This is a genomic window from Limimaricola sp. (assembly GCF_016125575.1).
Lineage (GTDB): Bacteria > Pseudomonadota > Alphaproteobacteria > Rhodobacterales > Rhodobacteraceae > WGLM01.
Genome location: NZ_WGLM01000004.1, coordinates 481,392 through 499,480, shown reverse-complemented (window position 1 = coordinate 499,480; position 18,089 = coordinate 481,392). Strand labels below are relative to the sequence as shown.

At 66.6% G+C, this 18,089-nt stretch carries 21 protein-coding genes; 10 read left to right on the top strand and 11 right to left on the bottom strand.

Features of this window, described 5'->3' with window-relative positions; all coding sequences use genetic code 11:
• Positions 1-44: 44 nt before the first annotated feature.
• The 3 genes from lysA to argH form a co-directional block, all read right to left on the bottom strand.
• Positions 45-1,310 carry a diaminopimelate decarboxylase gene (gene lysA, locus GC146_RS09400; protein ID WP_291837357.1) on the bottom strand — a complete coding sequence of 422 codons (1,266 nt, stop codon included), beginning with the start codon at positions 1,308-1,310 and terminating at the stop codon, positions 45-47.
• 59 nt (positions 1,311-1,369) lie between these two features.
• Positions 1,370-1,687, bottom strand: coding sequence for a DUF2834 domain-containing protein (locus GC146_RS09395; protein ID WP_291837355.1), 318 nt, complete (start codon positions 1,685-1,687; stop codon positions 1,370-1,372).
• Positions 1,688-1,802: 115 nt separating this feature from the next.
• A complete protein-coding gene (argH, locus tag GC146_RS09390; RefSeq protein WP_291837353.1) occupies positions 1,803-3,191 on the bottom strand; it encodes an argininosuccinate lyase in 1,389 nt (462 codons plus the stop codon).
• Between argH and GC146_RS09385 the strand changes: the two genes are divergently transcribed.
• Both GC146_RS09385 and GC146_RS09380 read left to right on the top strand, forming a co-directional pair.
• A complete protein-coding gene (locus tag GC146_RS09385) occupies positions 3,192-3,809 on the top strand; it encodes a TlpA disulfide reductase family protein (RefSeq protein WP_291837351.1) in 618 nt (205 codons plus the stop codon).
• Positions 3,810-4,078: 269 nt separating this feature from the next.
• Complete coding sequence (locus GC146_RS09380) at positions 4,079-4,339, top strand: hypothetical protein (protein ID WP_291837349.1); 261 nt, start codon at positions 4,079-4,081, stop codon at positions 4,337-4,339.
• Positions 4,340-4,431: 92 nt separating this feature from the next.
• Here GC146_RS09380 and GC146_RS09375 read toward each other — a convergent pair whose 3' ends face one another.
• Entirely contained in the window at positions 4,432-5,001 is a 570-nt protein-coding gene (locus GC146_RS09375; RefSeq protein ID WP_291837347.1) for a YqgE/AlgH family protein, read from the bottom strand.
• 98 nt (positions 5,002-5,099) lie between these two features.
• Here GC146_RS09375 and GC146_RS09370 point away from each other — a divergent pair, with 98 nt between their 5' ends.
• Positions 5,100-5,912 (top strand): protein-disulfide reductase DsbD domain-containing protein, encoded by an 813-nt coding sequence (locus GC146_RS09370; protein ID WP_291837345.1) that lies wholly within the window; start codon positions 5,100-5,102, stop codon positions 5,910-5,912.
• 6 nt (positions 5,913-5,918) lie between these two features.
• Here GC146_RS09370 and moaB read toward each other — a convergent pair whose 3' ends face one another.
• From moaB to GC146_RS09355, 3 genes are read right to left on the bottom strand one after another with little or no spacing between them, the layout of a single operon-like run.
• Positions 5,919-6,455 (bottom strand): molybdenum cofactor biosynthesis protein B, encoded by a 537-nt coding sequence (gene moaB / locus GC146_RS09365; RefSeq protein ID WP_291837344.1) that lies wholly within the window; start codon positions 6,453-6,455, stop codon positions 5,919-5,921.
• Complete coding sequence (locus GC146_RS09360; RefSeq protein WP_291837342.1) at positions 6,452-7,078, bottom strand: LysE family translocator; 627 nt, start codon at positions 7,076-7,078, stop codon at positions 6,452-6,454. Before GC146_RS09360 ends, moaB begins: the two co-directional genes overlap by 4 nt.
• Complete coding sequence (locus GC146_RS09355; protein ID WP_291837340.1) at positions 7,075-7,863, bottom strand: uracil-DNA glycosylase; 789 nt, start codon at positions 7,861-7,863, stop codon at positions 7,075-7,077. Before GC146_RS09355 ends, GC146_RS09360 begins: the two co-directional genes overlap by 4 nt.
• A gap of 122 nt (positions 7,864-7,985) precedes the next feature.
• On the opposite strand from GC146_RS09355, the gene GC146_RS09350 reads away from it, so the two are divergent.
• Genes GC146_RS09350 through plsY form a run of 4 tightly spaced genes read left to right on the top strand, consistent with a single transcriptional unit; the run spans position 7,986 to position 11,384 of the window.
• The gene (locus tag GC146_RS09350) at positions 7,986-8,942 is read left to right on the top strand and encodes an aspartate carbamoyltransferase catalytic subunit (RefSeq protein ID WP_291837337.1); all 957 of its coding nucleotides are present in this window, start codon (positions 7,986-7,988) and stop codon (positions 8,940-8,942) included.
• Positions 8,939-9,466, top strand: coding sequence for a hypothetical protein (locus GC146_RS09345; RefSeq protein ID WP_291837336.1), 528 nt, complete (start codon positions 8,939-8,941; stop codon positions 9,464-9,466). Before GC146_RS09350 ends, GC146_RS09345 begins: the two co-directional genes overlap by 4 nt.
• An 11-nt stretch (positions 9,467-9,477) precedes the next feature.
• Complete coding sequence (gene pyrC, locus GC146_RS09340) at positions 9,478-10,773, top strand: dihydroorotase (protein ID WP_291837334.1); 1,296 nt, start codon at positions 9,478-9,480, stop codon at positions 10,771-10,773.
• Positions 10,773-11,384 carry a glycerol-3-phosphate 1-O-acyltransferase PlsY gene (plsY, locus tag GC146_RS09335; RefSeq protein ID WP_291837332.1) on the top strand — a complete coding sequence of 204 codons (612 nt, stop codon included), beginning with the start codon at positions 10,773-10,775 and terminating at the stop codon, positions 11,382-11,384. The genes pyrC and plsY overlap by 1 nt, the downstream gene beginning before the upstream one ends.
• A gap of 15 nt (positions 11,385-11,399) precedes the next feature.
• On the opposite strand, the gene GC146_RS09330 is transcribed toward plsY, so the two are convergent.
• Positions 11,400-11,702 (bottom strand): hypothetical protein, encoded by a 303-nt coding sequence (locus GC146_RS09330; RefSeq protein WP_291837330.1) that lies wholly within the window; start codon positions 11,700-11,702, stop codon positions 11,400-11,402.
• 148 nt (positions 11,703-11,850) lie between these two features.
• Here GC146_RS09330 and GC146_RS09325 point away from each other — a divergent pair, with 148 nt between their 5' ends.
• Entirely contained in the window at positions 11,851-12,261 is a 411-nt protein-coding gene (locus GC146_RS09325) for a DUF805 domain-containing protein (RefSeq protein ID WP_291837328.1), read from the top strand.
• Positions 12,262-12,268: 7 nt separating this feature from the next.
• On the opposite strand, the gene GC146_RS09320 is transcribed toward GC146_RS09325, so the two are convergent.
• The 3 genes from GC146_RS09320 to GC146_RS09310 all read right to left on the bottom strand — a co-directional run bounded on the left by GC146_RS09320 (position 12,269) and on the right by GC146_RS09310 (position 15,010).
• A complete protein-coding gene (locus GC146_RS09320) occupies positions 12,269-13,642 on the bottom strand; it encodes a glutamate--cysteine ligase (RefSeq protein ID WP_291837326.1) in 1,374 nt (457 codons plus the stop codon).
• 61 nt (positions 13,643-13,703) lie between these two features.
• Positions 13,704-14,231, bottom strand: coding sequence for a hypothetical protein (locus GC146_RS09315; protein ID WP_291837324.1), 528 nt, complete (start codon positions 14,229-14,231; stop codon positions 13,704-13,706).
• A 26-nt stretch (positions 14,232-14,257) separates the two neighbouring features.
• On the bottom strand, positions 14,258-15,010 hold the full coding sequence (locus GC146_RS09310; protein WP_291837322.1) for a 16S rRNA (uracil(1498)-N(3))-methyltransferase: 753 nt from the start codon (positions 15,008-15,010) through the stop codon (positions 14,258-14,260).
• A 12-nt stretch (positions 15,011-15,022) separates the two neighbouring features.
• Between GC146_RS09310 and ubiA the strand changes: the two genes are divergently transcribed.
• The gene (gene ubiA / locus GC146_RS09305) at positions 15,023-15,982 is read left to right on the top strand and encodes a 4-hydroxybenzoate octaprenyltransferase (protein WP_291837320.1); all 960 of its coding nucleotides are present in this window, start codon (positions 15,023-15,025) and stop codon (positions 15,980-15,982) included.
• 62 nt (positions 15,983-16,044) lie between these two features.
• The gene (locus GC146_RS09300; protein WP_291837318.1) at positions 16,045-18,081 is read left to right on the top strand and encodes an OmpA family protein; all 2,037 of its coding nucleotides are present in this window, start codon (positions 16,045-16,047) and stop codon (positions 18,079-18,081) included.
• The last annotated feature ends 8 nt before the right edge of the window (positions 18,082-18,089 follow it).

Below are 18,089 nucleotides of genomic sequence, written 5' to 3'. Positions count from 1 at the left end.
TCGCTCAGTGACTTTCTCCCGTTCTTGCCAGGAAGCCTAGCATATCAGAGCCATTCTGGAATGGTATCGCGGGCCAGCATTTCGTCAAATGTCGGGCGTCGGCGGATCACCGCGAAACGGTCGCCCTGCACCAGCACCTCGGGCACCAGCGGGCGAGAGTTGTATTCGCTGGCCATGACCGCGCCATAGGCTCCGGCAGAACGGAAGGCGACCAGATCACCCGGCGCCAGCGGCGGCAGCATGCGGCCCCGCGCGAAGGTATCGCCAGTTTCGCAGACCGGGCCGACCACGTCATAAGCTCGCGGGTCAAGGTCCGGGTCAGGCTCGATCACCGGGACGATGTCGTGGTGGGCGTCGTACATGGCGGGGCGGATCAGGTCGTTCATCGCGGCATCGACGATGAGGAAATCGCGCCCCTCGCCAGCCTTGTCATAGATCACCCGCGTCAGCAGGATCCCCGCATTTCCGGCGATCAGCCGCCCTGGCTCGATCTCGATCTCGCAGCCAAGATCTCCCACGGTGCGGCGGATCAGCGCGCCGTAGTCCGAGGGCAGCGGGGGCGCGACATTGGAGCGAGCGTAGGGAATGCCCAGCCCCCCGCCAAGGTCGAGGCGCGAAATTTCGTGCCCGTCGGCACGCAGCGCCAGCGCCAGCGCGGCGACCTTCTGATAGGCCGATTCGAAAGGTTCAAGCTCGGTCAGCTGGCTGCCGATATGCACGTCGATGCCGACCACTTTCAGCCCCGGCAAACCGGCAGCATGGGCATAGACTGCGCGGGCCCGGGAAATCGGGATGCCGAACTTGTTCTCCGACTTGCCGGTGGCGATTTTCGCATGGGTGCGCGCGTCTACATCCGGGTTCACCCGCACGGTGATGGGCGCGACGGTGCCAAGCGACAGCGCGACGGCATTAAGCGCGTCCATCTCGGGCTCGCTCTCGACGTTGAACTGACGAATACCACCTTCGAGGGCCACGCGCATTTCGGCGCGCGTCTTGCCGACACCGGAGAACACGATCCGGTCGCCCGGGATGCCGGCGGCGCGGGCGCGGCGGTATTCGCCTTCGGACACCACGTCGGCCCCGGCGCCGGCATCGCCCAAAAGCTTGACGACGGCGAGGTTCGACAGGGCCTTCATCGCGAAACAAACGTGGTGGGGCATGCCTGCCAGCGCCTCGTCGTACAGGCGATAATGGCGCAACAAGGTGGCCGCGGAATAGACGTAGACCGGCGTGCCGACGCTGGCCGCGATCTCGGCCAGTGGCACGTCCTCGGCATGAAGCTGCCCGTTGCGGTAAAGGAAATGGTCCAAGGGTCACCTTTGCGCGGCCTGTCCGCGCGTCATAGCAGAAGCGGCGGCGTGCCCAAGGGTTACTTGGCCGGGGCCGAGCGCAGGAACAGGTAAAGCGGCAGGCCGCAGCTGACGCCGATGCCGAAGGTCGCCGGGATCGCGATCAGCGCCAACCAGTTGCGGCGTTGGCTGACCTCGGCCAGCACCCAGACCGTCACGGCGATGGCCGCAATCGTGAGATCCCACGTCAGGCCTGTGGTCGAGGCGTTGACATACCACGCGTCGATCAGCCCGCCGAGGCCGGTGCCGGTGTCGCGCATGTAGGACAGGAACCACGCCATCGGGTGGATCGCGCCCCAAAGCGCCAGCGCGGCATAGACAAGGCGCATCGGGGCCATCAGAGGTTGACCCCCATGGTGATTGAGCCGCTGACGGCCGGTTTCGGCGGCGTCGGCGCGCCGTCCGCGCCGCAGGCGGCCAGCACGGCCAGCGTGACAAGGGCGAGCATCGTTCTCATTTCAGCACCTCCTCCCAGCGCGCGATCTGTGCGCGCACGTTTGCGGGCGCGGTGCCGCCGTAGCTGGTGCGCGAGGCGACCGAGTTCTCGACCCCCAGCACGGTAAAGACATCCGCGGTGATAAGGTGGTGCACTGCCTGCATCGCGTCCAGTGGCAAGTCGGACAGGTCGCCCCCGCGCGCCTCGGCCTCGGCCACCAGCGCACCGGTGACGTGATGCGCCTCGCGGAAGGGCAGGCCCAGCGTACGCACCAACCAGTCGGCAAGGTCCGTCGCGGTGGAAAACCCGGTGGCGGCGGCGCCGCGCAGCACGTCCTTCTGCGCGGTCATGTCGGCGACCATGCCGGTCATCGCGGCCAGCGCCAGCATCAGGTTGTCGGCGGCGTCGAAGACCTGTTCCTTGTCCTCCTGCATGTCCTTGCCATAGGCCAGCGGCAGGCCCTTCATCACCGTCATCAGCGCCACATTGGCCCCGAAGATGCGGCCGATCTTGGCGCGGATCAGTTCGGCGGCATCGGGGTTGCGCTTTTGCGGCATGATCGAGCTGCCGGTGGACCAGCGGTCGGACATCTTCACGAAGCGGAACTGCGCCGAGGACCAGATCACCAGCTCTTCGGCCAGGCGGCTGAGATGCATCGCGCAGATGCTGGCGGCGGCAAGGAATTCCAGCGCGAAGTCGCGGTCCGACACGGCATCGAGGCTGTTGGCCATCGGCCGGTCAAAGCCCAGCGCGGCGGCGGTCATGTGCCGGTCGATCGGGAAGGAGGTGCCGGCGAGTGCGGCGGCGCCCAGCGGGCTTTCGTTCATCCGGGCACGGGCATCGGCAAAGCGGCCGCGGTCGCGCGCGAACATCTCGACATAGGCCAGCATGTGGTGGCCCCATGTCACAGGCTGCGCGACCTGCAGGTGGGTGAAGCCCGGCATCACCCAGTCCGCCCCCTGCGCGGCCTGCCCCACCAGCGCGCGCATCAGCGCGGCCAGCGCGGTATCGACGGCATCGCATTGTTCGCGCACCCAAAGCCGCAGGTCCACCGCGACCTGGTCGTTGCGCGAGCGCGCGGTGTGCAACCGGCCGGCGGGCGCGCCGATCAGCTCGCGCAGCCGCGCCTCGACGTTCATGTGGATGTCTTCCAGCGCGGTCGAAAAAGCAAACTCGCCCGCCTCGATCTCTGACAAGATCGTGAGAAGCCCTTCCCGGATGGCGTCGGCGTCGCTATCGGATACGATGCCCGTGGCGGCAAGCATGGCGGCATGGGCGCGCGAGCCCGCGATGTCCTGCGCGGCAAGGCGCCGGTCGAACCCGATCGAGGCATTGATCGCCTCCATGATCGCGTCCGGCCCGGCGGCGAACCGGCCGCCCCACATCGCATTGGAGGTCTTGGTCATTTGAAGCGCCCCGTTCTGATCCTTGCCACAGTCGTGGCGATTGCCGCGGTGGCCGTTGCCGCGGTTCTTTATACGTCCCGCACGCCGCCTGCAAACGCGCCCGCGCAGGCCGCCTCTGCCGACACCTCGGCGCTGGCGGCACTTCGCTCCGGTGACATGCAAAAGCTGGCCCTCTCGGACAAACCCGTACCGCTGCCCACGGACAGCTTCACCGATGAGGCAGGCAAGTCGGTGAGCTTCGAAAACCTCAAGGGTAAGGTCCTGCTGGTCAATTTCTGGGCCACGTGGTGCGCACCCTGCCGTAAGGAAATGCCGACACTGGCGGCGCTGCAAACGGCCCTGGGCAGCGATCAGTTTCAGGTCGTCACCATTGCCACGGGCCGCAACAGCCCTGACGCGGTGGCACGGTTTTTCGACGAGATCGGGGTGAAGAACCTGCCGCGATACATGGACCCACAGCAACAGATCGCGCGCAAGGCTGGCATTCTCGGCCTGCCGGTGACCCTGATTGTTGACAGGCAAGGACAGGAGGTCGGCCGCCTTCAGGGCGACGCCGACTGGTCCAGCGACAGTGCCAAGGCAATCCTGTCGGCAGTGATCGGTCAGCCCGGCGGCTGACGCTCCGGGATCAATCCCGACAGAGTGACCGATCGTTCCATGGCGCAAAGCGGATGTAGCCTGCGGTTTCCGTGACGGCAGGCGACCCGTTTGAAACTTCACTCAGATGCGCAACATGGCTTTGCCAACTTCCTTCAAGTGGCCGGATATCGTACCCTCAATTTCTTTATGTTCATTTTCCGTGCCGCCCTTCTTGGGATTTTGGAGGACCTGTTTTGAACTCTGTCTTAGTTTTTGCGATTATTTCCGCTGTCTTTTATTGCGTTTCGATGGTGGCGATGAAGTATTGGTGGAGCGTGCCAACCCCAGGCCTCACCGCGCTGATTGTCGTCACTCTGCTTTCAGCCGGCGCCTTCGAGTTGGTCGCCCTTCAGAATGAGAGACTTGGCCTAATCTATGTCGGCATTCTCAGCGCCGAGGTCGTGATCATCGGGGCCGCATCATTACTGCATTTCAACGAGGCCTATTCCGCGCGAGAAACTGCCGGCATCGGCCTTGTTCTGCTCGGTACTGCGATCGCCTGGACCTGATCCTCGCGACCTCTCAGGCCCTCACATCCATCGATGCTACATTCTCAGGAATGTGCGCGGGGCCCGGATCAGTTGGAAGGCGTCAGCAAGGGTCAGGCTCGCCCGGACTGCGCCGACAGCGTCAGCGGGTCGATGCCCAGCTGTTTCAGCGCGGCCGACCATTTATGATCGTTCGCGCGGCCGAACAGGATGTCGCGCCGGGAATCGGCGGTAAGCCAGCCGTTACGGCCGATCTCGCCTTCCAGCTGGCCCGGCCCCCAGCCGGCATAGCCCAGCGCCAGCATGGATTTCTCGGGGCCTCGGCCATGCGCGATATCCTCAAGCACATCCAGCGTGGCGGTCATTGATGTGGTGTCGTCCACCGTCACCGTGCCTTTGCCCGAGCGGTAGTCGGCCGAGTGCAGCACGAAGCCGTGCGCGTTCTCGACCGGACCGCCGAAATGCACGCGGATGTCGCGCAAGCACGGCTCTGGCGTGATTTGCAACTGTTCCAGCAGGTCGGTAAAGCGGATCTCGGGCGTGGGCTTGTTCACGATCAGGCCCATCGCGCCATCCTCGGAATGGGCGCAGATGAAGATGACCGCGTGATGAAACCGCGGATCCTCCATGCCGGGCATGGCGATCAGCAGTTTTCCAACGAAATTGGCGCTTTCGTTCCGCATGTCCCCAAGATGTGATGCCTGCGAACCACAGGCAAGGGGCGCCGCTGCGAAGGATCGCCGCAACGTGACTTCACATTGCAGGATCGGGCCCTCATGTGATGACCATGCGCCGCCTCGCCATCCTTCTTGCCGGTCTTGCCGGCTTTGCCGCACCCGTCGCCGTGCAGGCCGAAGGGCTGCCGTCGCAGGTGGCCGCCGTTACGGTGCTGCCGGGCTGGCGTATGCCGGACGGGCACCAGATGGCCGCCTTGCGGCTGGTTCTGGCGCCGGGCTGGCACACCTACTGGCGCAGTCCGGGCGATGCGGGGATTCCGCCGCAGGTGACGTGGGCCGGATCGCGCAACGTTGCTGGCGCGACGTTTCTCTGGCCGGTGCCCGAGGTTTTCGATTCGGGCGGTATGCGCACCATCGGCTATACAAACCAAGTGGTGATCCCGGTGAAGGTCACGTTGCCTCAGGCCGGGCCAGCGCGACTGCAAGGCACGCTGGACATCGGCGTTTGTCAGGATGTGTGCATGCCTGTCAGCCTCGATTTTGCAGCAGACCTGCCCGACCAGCCCAAACGTGACGCCGTGATCCTTGGCGCAATGCTGGACCAGCCGCTGAGTGCTGACGACGCAAAGGTGCGCGGCGTCACCTGCCGGACAACGCCCGCCGGGGATCGGCTGCGCCTGACCGCGCAGATTTCCATGCCGTCTGCCGGCGCGCCCGAAAACGTGGTGATCGAGGCGGGCGATCCGCGTGTCTGGGTGTCCGAGCCGGTGACACATCGCGACGGTGGTGTGCTGACCGCGACCGCCGAGATGGCGCCGCCTGCGGGTGAGCCGCTGATGCTCGACCGGTCGTCGCTGCGCATCACGGTGCTGGGCCGCGACGAGGCGGTGGATATTACCGGCTGCACTGGCGGCTGACGCCGTCTATTTCCGCCGCAGGTGCTCGTCCAGCCGCGGCATGATCTCGACGAAGTTGCAGGGCTTGTGCCGGTAGTCGAGTTGCGGGGCCAGGATCTCGTCCCAGGCATCGCGGCAGGCGCCGGGGCTGCCGGGCAGCGCGAACAGGTAGGTGCCCATCGCCACGCCGCCGGTTGCACGGCTTTGCACCGCGCTGGTCCCGATCTTCTGCATGCTGACGATGGTAAAGACGGTGCCGAAGGCCTCGATCTCTTTCTCGTAGACATCGCGATGCGCCTCGACGGTCACGTCGCGCCCGGTCAGGCCGGTGCCGCCGGTGGATAGCACCACGTCGATGCCCGGATCGGCGCACCATTGCCGCAACCGCGCGGCGATCTGCGCGCGGTCGTCGGGCAGGATGTCGCGCGCGGCAAGGAGATGGCCCGCGGCGGTGATCCGTTCGGCCAGCGTATCGCCCGACCGGTCGGTCTGGGGCGTGCGGGTATCGCTGACGGTCAGGACGGCGATGCGGACGGGCAGGAAGGCTCTTTCGGGGGCGGTCATGACGGGTGGCTTTCGGGGGCAAGTTTGACGGCCAGCAGGCCGAAGACGGAGGCTGAAACGCGGCGCAGCACCCGCTCGATCCGCACGTCGCGGGCCAGGGCGCGGCCGATCGAGCCCGCAAACGCCCCGACCGTGCCATTGACGAGGAAACCGCCGATGGCCGGAATCGCGCCGAGGACAAGGAACTGCGGCAGAATCGGGCCGCGCGCGGGGTCCACGAATTGCGGGATGAAGGCGAGGATGAAAAAGATCACCTTCGGGTTCGACAGGTTCACCAGCATCCCGTCGCGCAGCGCGCGGGAGGGGCGCACCGGCGGCGCGTCGGCCCGTGCCAATCCGCTATGCCACGTCTTCCAGCCCAGCCAGAGCAGGTAGGCCACGCCGGCCCAGCGGATGGCCGCGAACAGGCGTGGCTCTGCTGCGATCAGCGCGCCAAGGCCCAGCCCCGCAAGTGCCACATTGACCATCGACGCCAGCGACACACCGGCTGCCGCGGCCAGCGCCGGACGGGCGCCGCCGCGCATGCCTTGGGCCAGGCAGAACAACATGTCCGCCCCCGGTGTCAGGTTCAGCGCCAGCGCAAGCGGCACGAAGGTGGCCAGCGTCAGGGGATCGACGATCATCCCTTGCCCTCAAGCCGTGCCTTCAGTGTCAGCAGGTCGGCCCATGCCTCGCGCTTGGCCGAAGGCGTGCGCAGCAGGTAGGCGGGGTGGAAGGTGGGCAGCGCCGGGCGGCCCAGCACCTCGGCCCAGCGGCCGCGCAGCCGGGTGATGCCGGTCTGACCCAGCAGCGCCTGACATGGCGTGTTGCCCATCAGCACGACGATATCGGGATTGGCCAGTGCGACATGCCGCTCGACGAACGGCAGCATCATCGCGATCTCGGCCGCATCCGGCGTGCGGTTCGACGGCGGGCGCCAAGGCAGGATATTGGCGATGTAGACAGCACGGTCGTGGTCGGGCGCGGTGCGCGACATCCCTATGGCTGTCAGCATCTTGTCAAGCAACTGCCCCGCGCGGCCGACGAAGGGGCGTCCTTCAATGTCTTCTTCGCGCCCCGGCGCCTCGCCGATGATCATCACCCGCGCGGCGGGGTCGCCATCGGCAAAGACGAAGTTGCGCGCGCCACGTTTGAGTTCGCAATGCTCAAAGGCCGCCTGCGCGTCCGCAAGCGCGGCAAGATCGGGCGCGGCGGCCGCAGCGCTGCGCGCCTCGGTTACCGGATCGGCCTTGGCCTCGGGCAGCGCCGGGGGAGGGCTGGCGGGTCGGGCAGCGGCCGACACGGGCGCGGGCGCGGGGTCGAGACTGTACCGATCGACGGGCGCGTCGAGAATCGCCTCGTCCGCGCCGAGTTCCATTTGCCATTCCAGCAGCGCCCGCGCCGCGCGATGATCAATGCCCGTTTCCATGCCGCGACAATAGGCCGGTTTCCTGCCGATGTGCAGGGGCGAAAGGGGCCGCGACGCATGGGCAGCCTTGCCCGGCCCGGCCCGGCTTCCTATAACCGCGCGACAGCCAGACCGGGACGGCCATGACATTGCGCACACAGCACCTTCTGGGGATCGAACAGCTTCACCCCGACGAAATCCGCAGCCTGCTGGACCTGGCCGACCAGTATGCCGAGCATAATCGGCGGGGCGAGTGGCACCGCGACGTGCTGGCGGGCCTGACGCAGATCAACATGTTCTTCGAATCCTCGACCCGCACGCAGGCGAGTTTCGAGTTGGCCGGCAAACGGCTAGGTGCGGACGTGATGAGCATGGCGATGTCGCAGTCCAGCCTGAACAAGGGCGAGACGCTGATCGACACCGCCCTGACGCTGAACGCGATGCGGCCCGACCTGCTGGTCGTGCGCCACGGCCAGTCAGGCGCGGTGGACCTCTTGGCGCAGAAGGTGAACTGCGCCGTGCTGAACGCCGGCGACGGGCGGCACGAACATCCCACGCAGGCCTTGCTGGACGCACTGACGATCCGGCGCGCCAAGGGGCGGTTGCACCGGCTGAACGTGGCGATCTGCGGCGACATCGCCCATTCCCGCGTGGCGCGGTCCAACATCCTGCTTCTGGGCAAGATGGAAAACCGCGTGCGGCTGATCGGCCCGCCCACGCTGATGCCGACCGGCATCGCCGATTTCGGCGTCGAGGTGTACGACGACATGGCCAAGGGGCTGAAGGACGTCGACGTGGTGATGATGCTGCGCCTGCAGAAGGAGCGGATGGATGGCGGCTTCATCCCGTCAGAGCGCGAGTATTTCCACCGCTACGGGCTTGACGCTGCCAAGCTGGCCCATGCAAAACCCGACGCCATCGTGATGCATCCCGGCCCGATGAACCGGGGCGTCGAGATTGACGGGACGCTGGCCGACGACATCAACCGCAGCGTGATCCAGACGCAGGTGGAAATGGGCGTGGCGGTGCGGATGGCGGCGATGGACCTGCTGGCGCGCAACCTGCGCGCGGCGCGGGCCCCCAAGGGCGTGACGGTTTGAGCGTTCTGGTCAGCATTCCGGCGGGCGAGCGCGACAAGATCCGCGTCTTTGCCATGGAGCCGCCCGCGCCGGGCAGCCGCGTGCTGACGCTGGTCGAAGCGGCGGCGCTGCTGGAATGTCCCGACCTCGACATCGGGCGGCTGGACTGGATCGCGCTGGACGATCTCGCGCCGCTGGGACTGGCGCTGTACCTCGTCGAGGGGCAAGGCGCGCAGGCAAAACAGGTCGAGCCTGAAACGGCGCGACTGGATGCGCTGAAAGGCCATGTCCTCGTGGTGCCCTCGGCGGCGTTCCGGGGGCAGGCTGCGCTGCTGCGGCCCGATGCACGGCTGGCGCTGGTGGGCACGTTCGACGTGGCCCGCCCCGCGGTGCAGTTCGAGCCGTTGCCGGCAGAGGGCGCTAAAGGCGTGATGGCCTCGCCCGCCAACGGCGGGACAGACCGGCGCGCGATGGGCATGGTGGCGCTGATCGCGCTGGTGGCGATGCTGGGGTTCATGGGCCTGATGGTCTGGATCGCAAGGTAGGGAAACGGGCGATGTCTGAGACGCTTTTTGCCAATGCACGGCTGATCGACCCGGTTGCGCTGCGCGACGGGCCCGGCGCACTGCTGGTGCGCGACGGCGTGATCGTCGAGGTCTGCACCGAGGCGCCCGAAACCATGCAGGCCCGTCACAAGGGCGCGCGGGTGATCGACTGTGGCGGCCTGTGCCTTGCGCCGGGGATCGTCGATATCGGCGTTAAGATCGGCGAGCCGGGCGAGCGGCACAAGGAATCGTTCCGCACCGCGGGCCGTGCGGCGGCGGCGGGCGGCGTGACCACCATCGTCACCCGCCCCGATACCTCGCCCGCCATCGACACGCCGGAGATCCTGGAGTTCGTCTCGCGCCGCGCGGCCGAAGCCTCGCCCGTGCGGGTCCTGCCGATGGCGGCGCTGACCAAGGGCCGGCAGGGCCGCGAGATGACCGAGATCGGGCTGATGCAGGATGCGGGCGCGGTCGCCTTTACCGATGCGTTCCGCGTGGTGACAGACACCAAGGTACTGTCGCGCGCACTGTCCTATGCCCGCGCGCTGGATGCGCTGGTGATCGGCCATGTGCAGGAACCGGGGCTGTCTGCGGGCGCGGCGATGACCAGCGGCAAGTTCGCCAGCCTGCGCGGCCTGCCCGCCGTCAGCCCGATGGCCGAGCGGATGGGGCTGGACCGCGATATCTCGCTGCTGGAAATGACCGGGGCGAAATACCATGCCGACCAGATCACTACGGCCCGCGCCCTGCCCGCACTGGAACGCGCCAAGCGCAACGGCCTGAACATCACCGCCGGCGTCAGCATCCATCACCTGACGTTGAACGACATGGACGTGGCCGATTACCGGACCTTCTTCAAGCTGACCCCGCCGCTGCGGTCCGAGGATGACCGACTGGCCGTGGTGCAGGCGCTGTCCGAAGGGCTGATCGACATCATCTGCTCGATGCACACGCCGCAGGACGAGGAAAGCAAGCGCCTGCCCTTCGAAGAGGCCGCGGCGGGCGCGGTGGGGCTGGAAACGCTGCTGCCTGCGGCGCTGCGGCTGTACCACGCGGGCCAGATCGACCTGCCGCGCCTGTTCGCGGCGCTGTCACTCAATCCGTCGCGGCGGTTGGGCCTGCCGACCGGACGATTGCTTGACGGCGCACCGGCGGACCTTGTCCTGTTTGACCCCGACGCACCCTTCGTGCTGGACCGGGCGAACCTTCTGTCAAAATCGAAGAATACCCCCTTTGACGGCGCCCGGTTGCAGGGCAAGGTGCGGGGCACCTGGGTTGCCGGGGTGGACGTTTCGGGGAGGGCGTGATGCCGGAACTGACAAGCGCGGGGTCGGTCCTGATCCTCTGGGTGGTGCTTGGCTACCTGCTGGGCTCGGTCCCGTTCGGACTGCTGATCGCGCGGGCGATGAACCTTGGCGACATCCGCAAAATCGGCTCGGGCAATATCGGGGCCACCAACGTGCTGCGCACCGGCAACAAGGGCGCTGCCGCGCTGACGCTGCTGCTCGATGGCGGCAAGGGCGCGGTGGCGGTGCTGTTGGCGCGCTGGCTGGCCGCGCCCGACGCGGTGCAACTGGCGGCGCTGGGCGCCTTCCTTGGCCATTGCTTCCCGGTCTGGCTGGGCTTTCGCGGCGGCAAGGGCGTGGCAACCTTCCTTGGCATCCTGCTGGCCTGGGCCTGGCCGGTGGGCCTTGCGGCCTGTGGCACATGGCTGCTGATCGCCGTGGTGTTCCGTTACTCGTCGCTGGCCGCGCTGACGGCGGCGGGCCTGTCGCCCGTCTGGGCCGTGCTGCTGGGTCACGGCACCGGTGCGCTGTTGTGCCTGCTCCTGGCCGTGCTGATCTACGGCCGGCACTGGGCCAATATCCAGCGCCTGCGCGCGGGCACTGAAAGCCGGATTGGCGGCAAATCGGGATAGATTGGCCCTGTGACGTTAACGCTGTCCGGCCATCCGTTCGATCGCGTCGGCGGTGCGGCGCGTGTTGTGGTAGATCCCGAGACCAAGATACATCAGGCCACCGATGAAGATCAGGTAAAGCCCGCCACCGATCAGGATCAGCAAGCCCGCCAGAGGGCCCTGTGCCATCGGGCCCATTCCGCCCATTGGCCCCATGCCCTGCATCCCACCCGGCTGGCCGAAGGCGACGAACCCGGCGAATAGCAGGATGCCCAGCGCGATCAGCGCCAAAATCACGCTGATCAGCATCTCAAACGACCGAATGAAGAAATCACGCATGTAAAAATCCTCCCTCTTCTTGCGGCTTTCGCCTGCCAAAGCCTAACGCGCCGAAGTGGCGCGCCGCAATGCCGTCACCCCGGCGGATACCAGACTTGCGCGATGGGCAGGGCGCAGGCACTGTGATCACGGGACCGTGGAGGACCAAATGACATTCACCGAGTCGATTCAGACCTGTTTTGGGAAATATGCCACCTTCTCGGGCCGCGCAGCGCGCTCGGAATACTGGTGGTTCGTGTTGTTCGTGATGGTTGTGACCTTCCTGCTGGAGATCATCGACATCCGGCTGTTCGGGGTCACCGTTGTCGGACCGGGCAGCATCAGCGGCAGCACCGGTTTTGCGCCATTCTCGACACTGTTCATGTTGGTAACCTTGCTGCCCGGATTGGGAGTGGCGGCCCGGCGGCTGCACGACAACGACCGCAGCGCATGGTGGCTGCTGATCGCCTTGGTGCCTGTCGTGGGCTTTATCGTGCTGTTGGTCTGGCTGGTCGGGCGCGGCACACCGGGGCCGAACCGTTTCGGACCCGACCCGGTGGCCAGCACCGCAACGCTTTAGCCCGGTCTCAGTAGCTGTAGTCGGCGTAGATCCGGGTCAGGTCGCCGTTCCAGTCGCCATTGTAGTGGGCCAGCAACTCGTCTGCGGGGGTGATCCCGGTTTCGGCGGTTTCCTTCAGCGCGTCGAGGAAATGCGTCTCGTCGGGAATCAGCCCACCGGCACCGGGGCGCGCCCGCGCCCGAAGCCCCGATTCCGAGATTGCCAGCACTTCGCGCGCCAATTCCTGCATGTCGATGCCGTTCACCTTGGCCGCCAGCGCCTGCTCTGACGCGGCCACGCGCAGCCCCTCACGGGTCTCGGCGTCCCAGCCCTTGACCAGATCCCAAGCCGCGTCCAGTGCGGACTGATCATACATCAACCCGACCCAGAACGCCGGCAGCGCGCAAAGGCGACGCCACGGCCCGCCATCGGCGCCGCGCATCTCGATGAACTTCTTCAGCCGCGCCTCGGGGAAGGCGGTGGTCAGGTGATCGGCCCAGTCCGACAGCGTGGGCTTTTCGCCCGGCAGCGCGGGCAGTTCGCCCTTCAGGAAATCGCGGAAGGACTGGCCCAGCGCGTCGATGTACTTGCCGTCGCGGTAGACGAAGTACATCGGCACATCGAGCATGTACTCGACATAGCGCTCAAAGCCGAAACCGTCCTCGAACACGAATGGCAACATGCCGGTGCGGCTGTCATCAAGGCCCCGCCAGATGCGCGAGCGCCAGCTTTTCATGCCGTTCGGCTTGCCCTCGAAAAATGGCGAATTGGCGAAAAGCGCGGTCGCCACCGGCTGTAGCGCCAGAGCAACGCGCATCTTCTGCACCATGTCCGGCTCGGACGAGAAATCGAGGTTCACCTGCACCGTACAGGTGCGGCGCATCATCTGCGTGCCGTGGGTTCCGACCCGGCCCATATAGGCATTCATCAGCTTGTATCGGCCCTTGGGCATCAGCGGCATCTGGTCGTGTGTCCAGATCGGTGCCGCGCCAAGCCCGATAAAGCGCGCGCCGATCTTGTCGGCGATCTCGTGCACCTCGCGCAGGTGTTCGTTCACCTCGTCGCAGGTCTGGTGAATGGTTTCCAGCATCGCGCCCGACAGTTCGAACTGCCCGCCCGGTTCAAGGCTGATATTGGCGCCGTCGGGATAGGTCAGGCCGATGATCCGGCCCTGTTCGGTCACGGGCGACCAGCCAAACTTTTCGATCAGCCCTTCGAACATCGCCACGATCGAGCGGGGGCCGTCATAGGGCAGCGGCATCAGCGTATCTTCGAGATAGCCGAATTTCTCGTGCTCGGTGCCGATGCGCCAGCTCTCTTTCGGCTTGCAGCCCGAGGCGAGATACTCGGCCAGTTGTTCGTGGCGTTCGATCGGCCCGCCGCCGGACTGGGGAATGGACATGGGGCTGGCTCCGCTGGGATGGATGGTCAGGCGGCAGAGGTGAAGCGATCCGGAGCCGAAGTCAATGCAGCCTGCGCTGAAGCCGATGGGCAGGTGCGCGCCAGACAGTGACGCGCGCGCTTGGCGTGTGTTCGAGGGCGGCCAGCATCGCGCCGGTGCGGATGCCGGGCAAGGCGGCGAAGACATCGAACAGCGCCTCTGCCCCGGCGGCGTTGACGGGGATCGCCACCATCTGGCCCCCCGGCCCGGTCAGGATCCAGTGCGGGGCGGGACGGGCCTTGGGTTCAAGCTCGACCGCGACAAGGTCATCCAGATCAAGGATGCCGCCGGTCAGCGGGCCAAGATATTCCAGCCGCCGTTCATCGACCCGAACGATGCCGGGACCCAGCCCCGACTGCGCAAACCGCAGGCGCTGAAACGCGGTGAAGGCCAGAGCAATGCCAAGTACCGCAACAACGGCCCCGAACAGGCGCGCGACGCCGAAGGCGATGATCGTCCAGTAAAGCCCCAGAAGGACCACGGCAGAAGCCGCAAACACCTCGCGCCAGCGCCAGAGCGCGGCTTTCGCCTCTGGACGCATGAATTCCATCGCGCGCGCCTCCTCGACCCTCGCTTCTAGATAGGGGCGGTGGCAGGTCCGGAAAACCCCCGCCAGTCGCCCAGCGCCATCTGCCAGAGGGTCAGTGCAGCTACGGCAGCGGTGTCGGCGCGCAGGATCCGAGGGCCAAGGCTGACCGCATGGGCAAATGGCAGTGCATGCAGCCGGGCGCGTTCATCAGGCGAAAAACCGCCCTCGGGACCGATCAGAATCGCCCATGGACCGCGCGGCGCGTCAAGCAGGGCCGCTCCCGAGCCCACAAGCGCCTCGTCACAGAACATCAACCGGCGGCCCTCGGGCCAATGGTCCAGCACGGCGCCCATTTTCTGCGCCTCGTCGACCTGCGGCACCACGGTGCCGCCGCATTGCTCGGCCGCCTCGATGGCATGGGCGCGCAGACGGTCGGCGCGCACCCTTTCGGCATTGGTGAAGGCGGTGATCACCGGCATGATCCGCGCCGCGCCCATCTCGGCCGCCTTCTCGACGATGAAGTCGGTCCGGGCCTTTTTGATCGGCGCGAACATCAGCCACAGATCGGGCGGTAGCTGCAAGGCCTTGGTCTGCGCGACGCAGCCCAGCGTGCCGCCACGCTTGGTGCCGCCTTCCACGGCCGCGGCCCATTCACCATCATGGCCATTGAAGACAAGCACCTCGGCACCGGGACCCAGACGCATCACGTTGAAGAGATAATGCGCCTGCGGCGGGGTCAGGGGAACCGATTGCCCTGCCCCGAGCGGGTGCTCTACATAAAGCCTGACCTTCGCTGTCATGGGACCGACCATATGACCGAGAATTCGCATGCGCCAGTGGGGCAGGTGGCCGATGCCGTGCGCGGCAACTGGGTGGACCGTCTGGCACCTGCTTGGTCGCGCCCCTACCTGCGGCTGAGCCGAGCGGACCGGCCCATCGGGACATGGCTGCTGCTGCTGCCGTGCTGGTGGGGGCTGGCGCTGGCGATACTGCAGGACGGGCGCGCGGGGCTGGGTGATGTATGGATCGCGTTGGGCTGTGCATTTGGCGCGTTCCTGATGCGCGGCGCCGGCTGCACCTGGAACGACATCACGGACCGCGACTTTGACGCGCAGGTGGCACGCACCCGGTCGCGCCCGATCCCCGCCGGGCAGGTCAGCGCGCGGGGTGCCGCGGCATGGATGGTGGCACAGGCGCTGGTGGCCTTCGCCATTCTGCTGACATTCAATGGCGCGGCGATCGCGCTGGGCATCGTGGCGCTTGTGCCCGTGGCGGTCTATCCCTTCGCCAAGCGGTTTACGTGGTGGCCGCAGGTGTTTCTGGGCATCGCGTTCAACTGGGGTGCGCTGCTGGCATGGACCGCCCATACCGGCGCGCTGGGCCTGCCAGCCATCGTGCTGTATGCGGCGGGCCTCTGCTGGACGCTGTTCTACGACACGATCTATGCCCACCAGGACACCGAGGACGACGCACTGATCGGGGTGAAATCGACCGCGCGGTTGTTCGGCGCGGCAACGCCGCGCTGGCTGCGCGCCTTTCTCGCCGGAACGGTTCTGCTGATGGGCTTGGCGATCTTGCTGGCGGTGGGTCAACGTTCGGTCCTGTCGCTTGTGGTGGCGCTGGGCGGCGCCTGGGCGCTGGGCTGGCATCTGGCATGGCAACTGACCCGGTTTGACGCCGGTGACGGCGCGGTCCTGCTGCGCCTGTTCCGGTCCAACCGCGATGCCGGGCTGATCCCCTTGCTGTTTTTCGCCGTCGCGGCCCTGCTCTGATTGAACTTGCCCGCACCACGCCATAGAAGGGCCGGGCTGTCCCAGCGAAGGCCCTCGCCTGAATGCGTCTTTCCTCGCTTTTCCTGACCGTCGCGGTCTTCCTCGTCGCCGCCCTGATGTCATTTGCCGCGGCGCGCGTGGCGGTGAATGTGGTGGAGGAACGATCGGTCATCGCGGTCCAGGAGGCGCTGATCGATGCGGGCGACAAGTGGACGAGCGTGCTGGGCGACGGCCTGCAGGTCATCATCGAGGGCACGGCACCTTCCGAAGCACGCCGCTTCAAGGCGATTTCGATCGCGGGCAGCGTGGTGGATGCCAGCCGGGTGATCGACAACATGACGGTGGTCGATCCTCAGGGCATCGCGCCGCCCGAATTCAAGATCGAGATCCTGCGCAACGATAGCGGCGTGTCGCTGATCGGTCTGATCCCGACCGATTACGATCGTACCGCGCTGTCCGACCGCATCCGCAAGATCGCCGGCGACAAGCCCGTGACGGACCTGCTGGAAGAGGCAAGATATGCCATCCCAGATGCGTGGTACCCGTCGATGGCCTACGCGCTGCGCGCGCTCGACCAGCTGCCGCGCAGCAAGATCTCCGTCAGTGCCGGGAGGGTCAGCATCGAGGCGATTGCCGATAGCGCTGACCAGAAGCGACGACTGGAATCCGATCTGGCGCGGCTGGCGCCGACCAACGTGGCCGTTTCGGTCACCGTGTCCGCGCCGCGCCCGGTGATCAGTCCGTTCACCACCCGCTTCGTCTTGGAAAACGGCCGCGCGCGGTTCGATGCCTGCGCGGCCGACACCGAGGCCGCCGAGGCCAAGATCGTGGCCGCCGCCGTTGATGCAGGGCTGCAAGGCAAGGCCAGCTGCCTGTTGGCTCTGGGCGTGCCCTCGGGCACATGGGGCGATGCGGTGGCCCTGTCGATCAAGGCCGTCAAGGAATTGGGCGGCGGCGCGGTCACGCTGACCGATGCCGACGTCTCGCTGGTCGCCCAGCAAGGCACCGACCAGGCGCTTTTTGACAAGGTCGTCGGCGAGCTGGACAACGCGCTGCCCGACCTTTTCGTGCTGAAGGCCACGCTACCGCAGCCCCAGACGGTGCAAACCGATTCCGGGCCGCAGGAATTCGGCGCGGTCCTGACGTCGGACGGTAAGGTGACGGTCAGCGGCAAGCTGCCTGACGACCGGACCAACGCATTGGTCAACGTCTACGCTGATGCCCGTTTCGGGCATGACAACGTGACGATGCAGACACGCGTCGTGCCCGGCCTGCCCGAAACATGGACGATTCGCGCTCTGGCCTCGCTTGATGCGCTGGCAAAGTTGACCGAAGGCACGGTCAAGGCCACGCCCAACCTCGTTGCCGTCAGCGGCAAGACCGACAGTTCGTCGGCCGGGGCCGAGATCTCGCAGCTGCTGGTCGACAAGGTGGGCCAGTCGCAGCAGTTCCGCATCAACGTCGATTACGTGCCCCCGCCCGACCCGATGGCGAACATGCCCAGCCCACAGGATTGCATCGACCAGATCCACGGGGTGACTGCAGATACCAAGATCCTGTTCGATCCCGGCTCGGCCCGGATCACCGCCGACAGCCTCAAGGTGGTCGATGCGATCGCGGCGATCCTGCAGAAGTGCCCGCCGATGCACCTTGAAATCGCAGGCTATACCGACAGCCAGGGCCGCGCCGAGATGAACCTTGCCTTGAGCAAGGACCGGGCCAATGCCGTTCTGACCGCATTGCGGACCCGTCGGGTGGATATTTCGGGTATTGTCGCGCAGGGCTATGGTGAGGCCGACCCGATTGCCGACAACAGCACCGAGGCCGGGCGCGAAGCGAACCGCCGCATCGCCATCTCGCTTTTGCCCGATCCGGCCGCGGAGGGCGCGGCAAAGGATGGCGCATCAGGCGATGGCGCGGCAAAGGACGCGGCAGGCGGCGATTCCGCGCCAGCAGCGGCTGCGCAGAACGATCCTGCCCCGGCGGATGCAACGGCAGCGCCAGCGGCCGATGCCGCGACGGGTGACAGCGTTTTCGTGCCGGGCGCGGTGCCGCCGTCAGCGCCCGACAGCGCGACGCCCCAGGGATCGGGCGATTGATGCGGGAA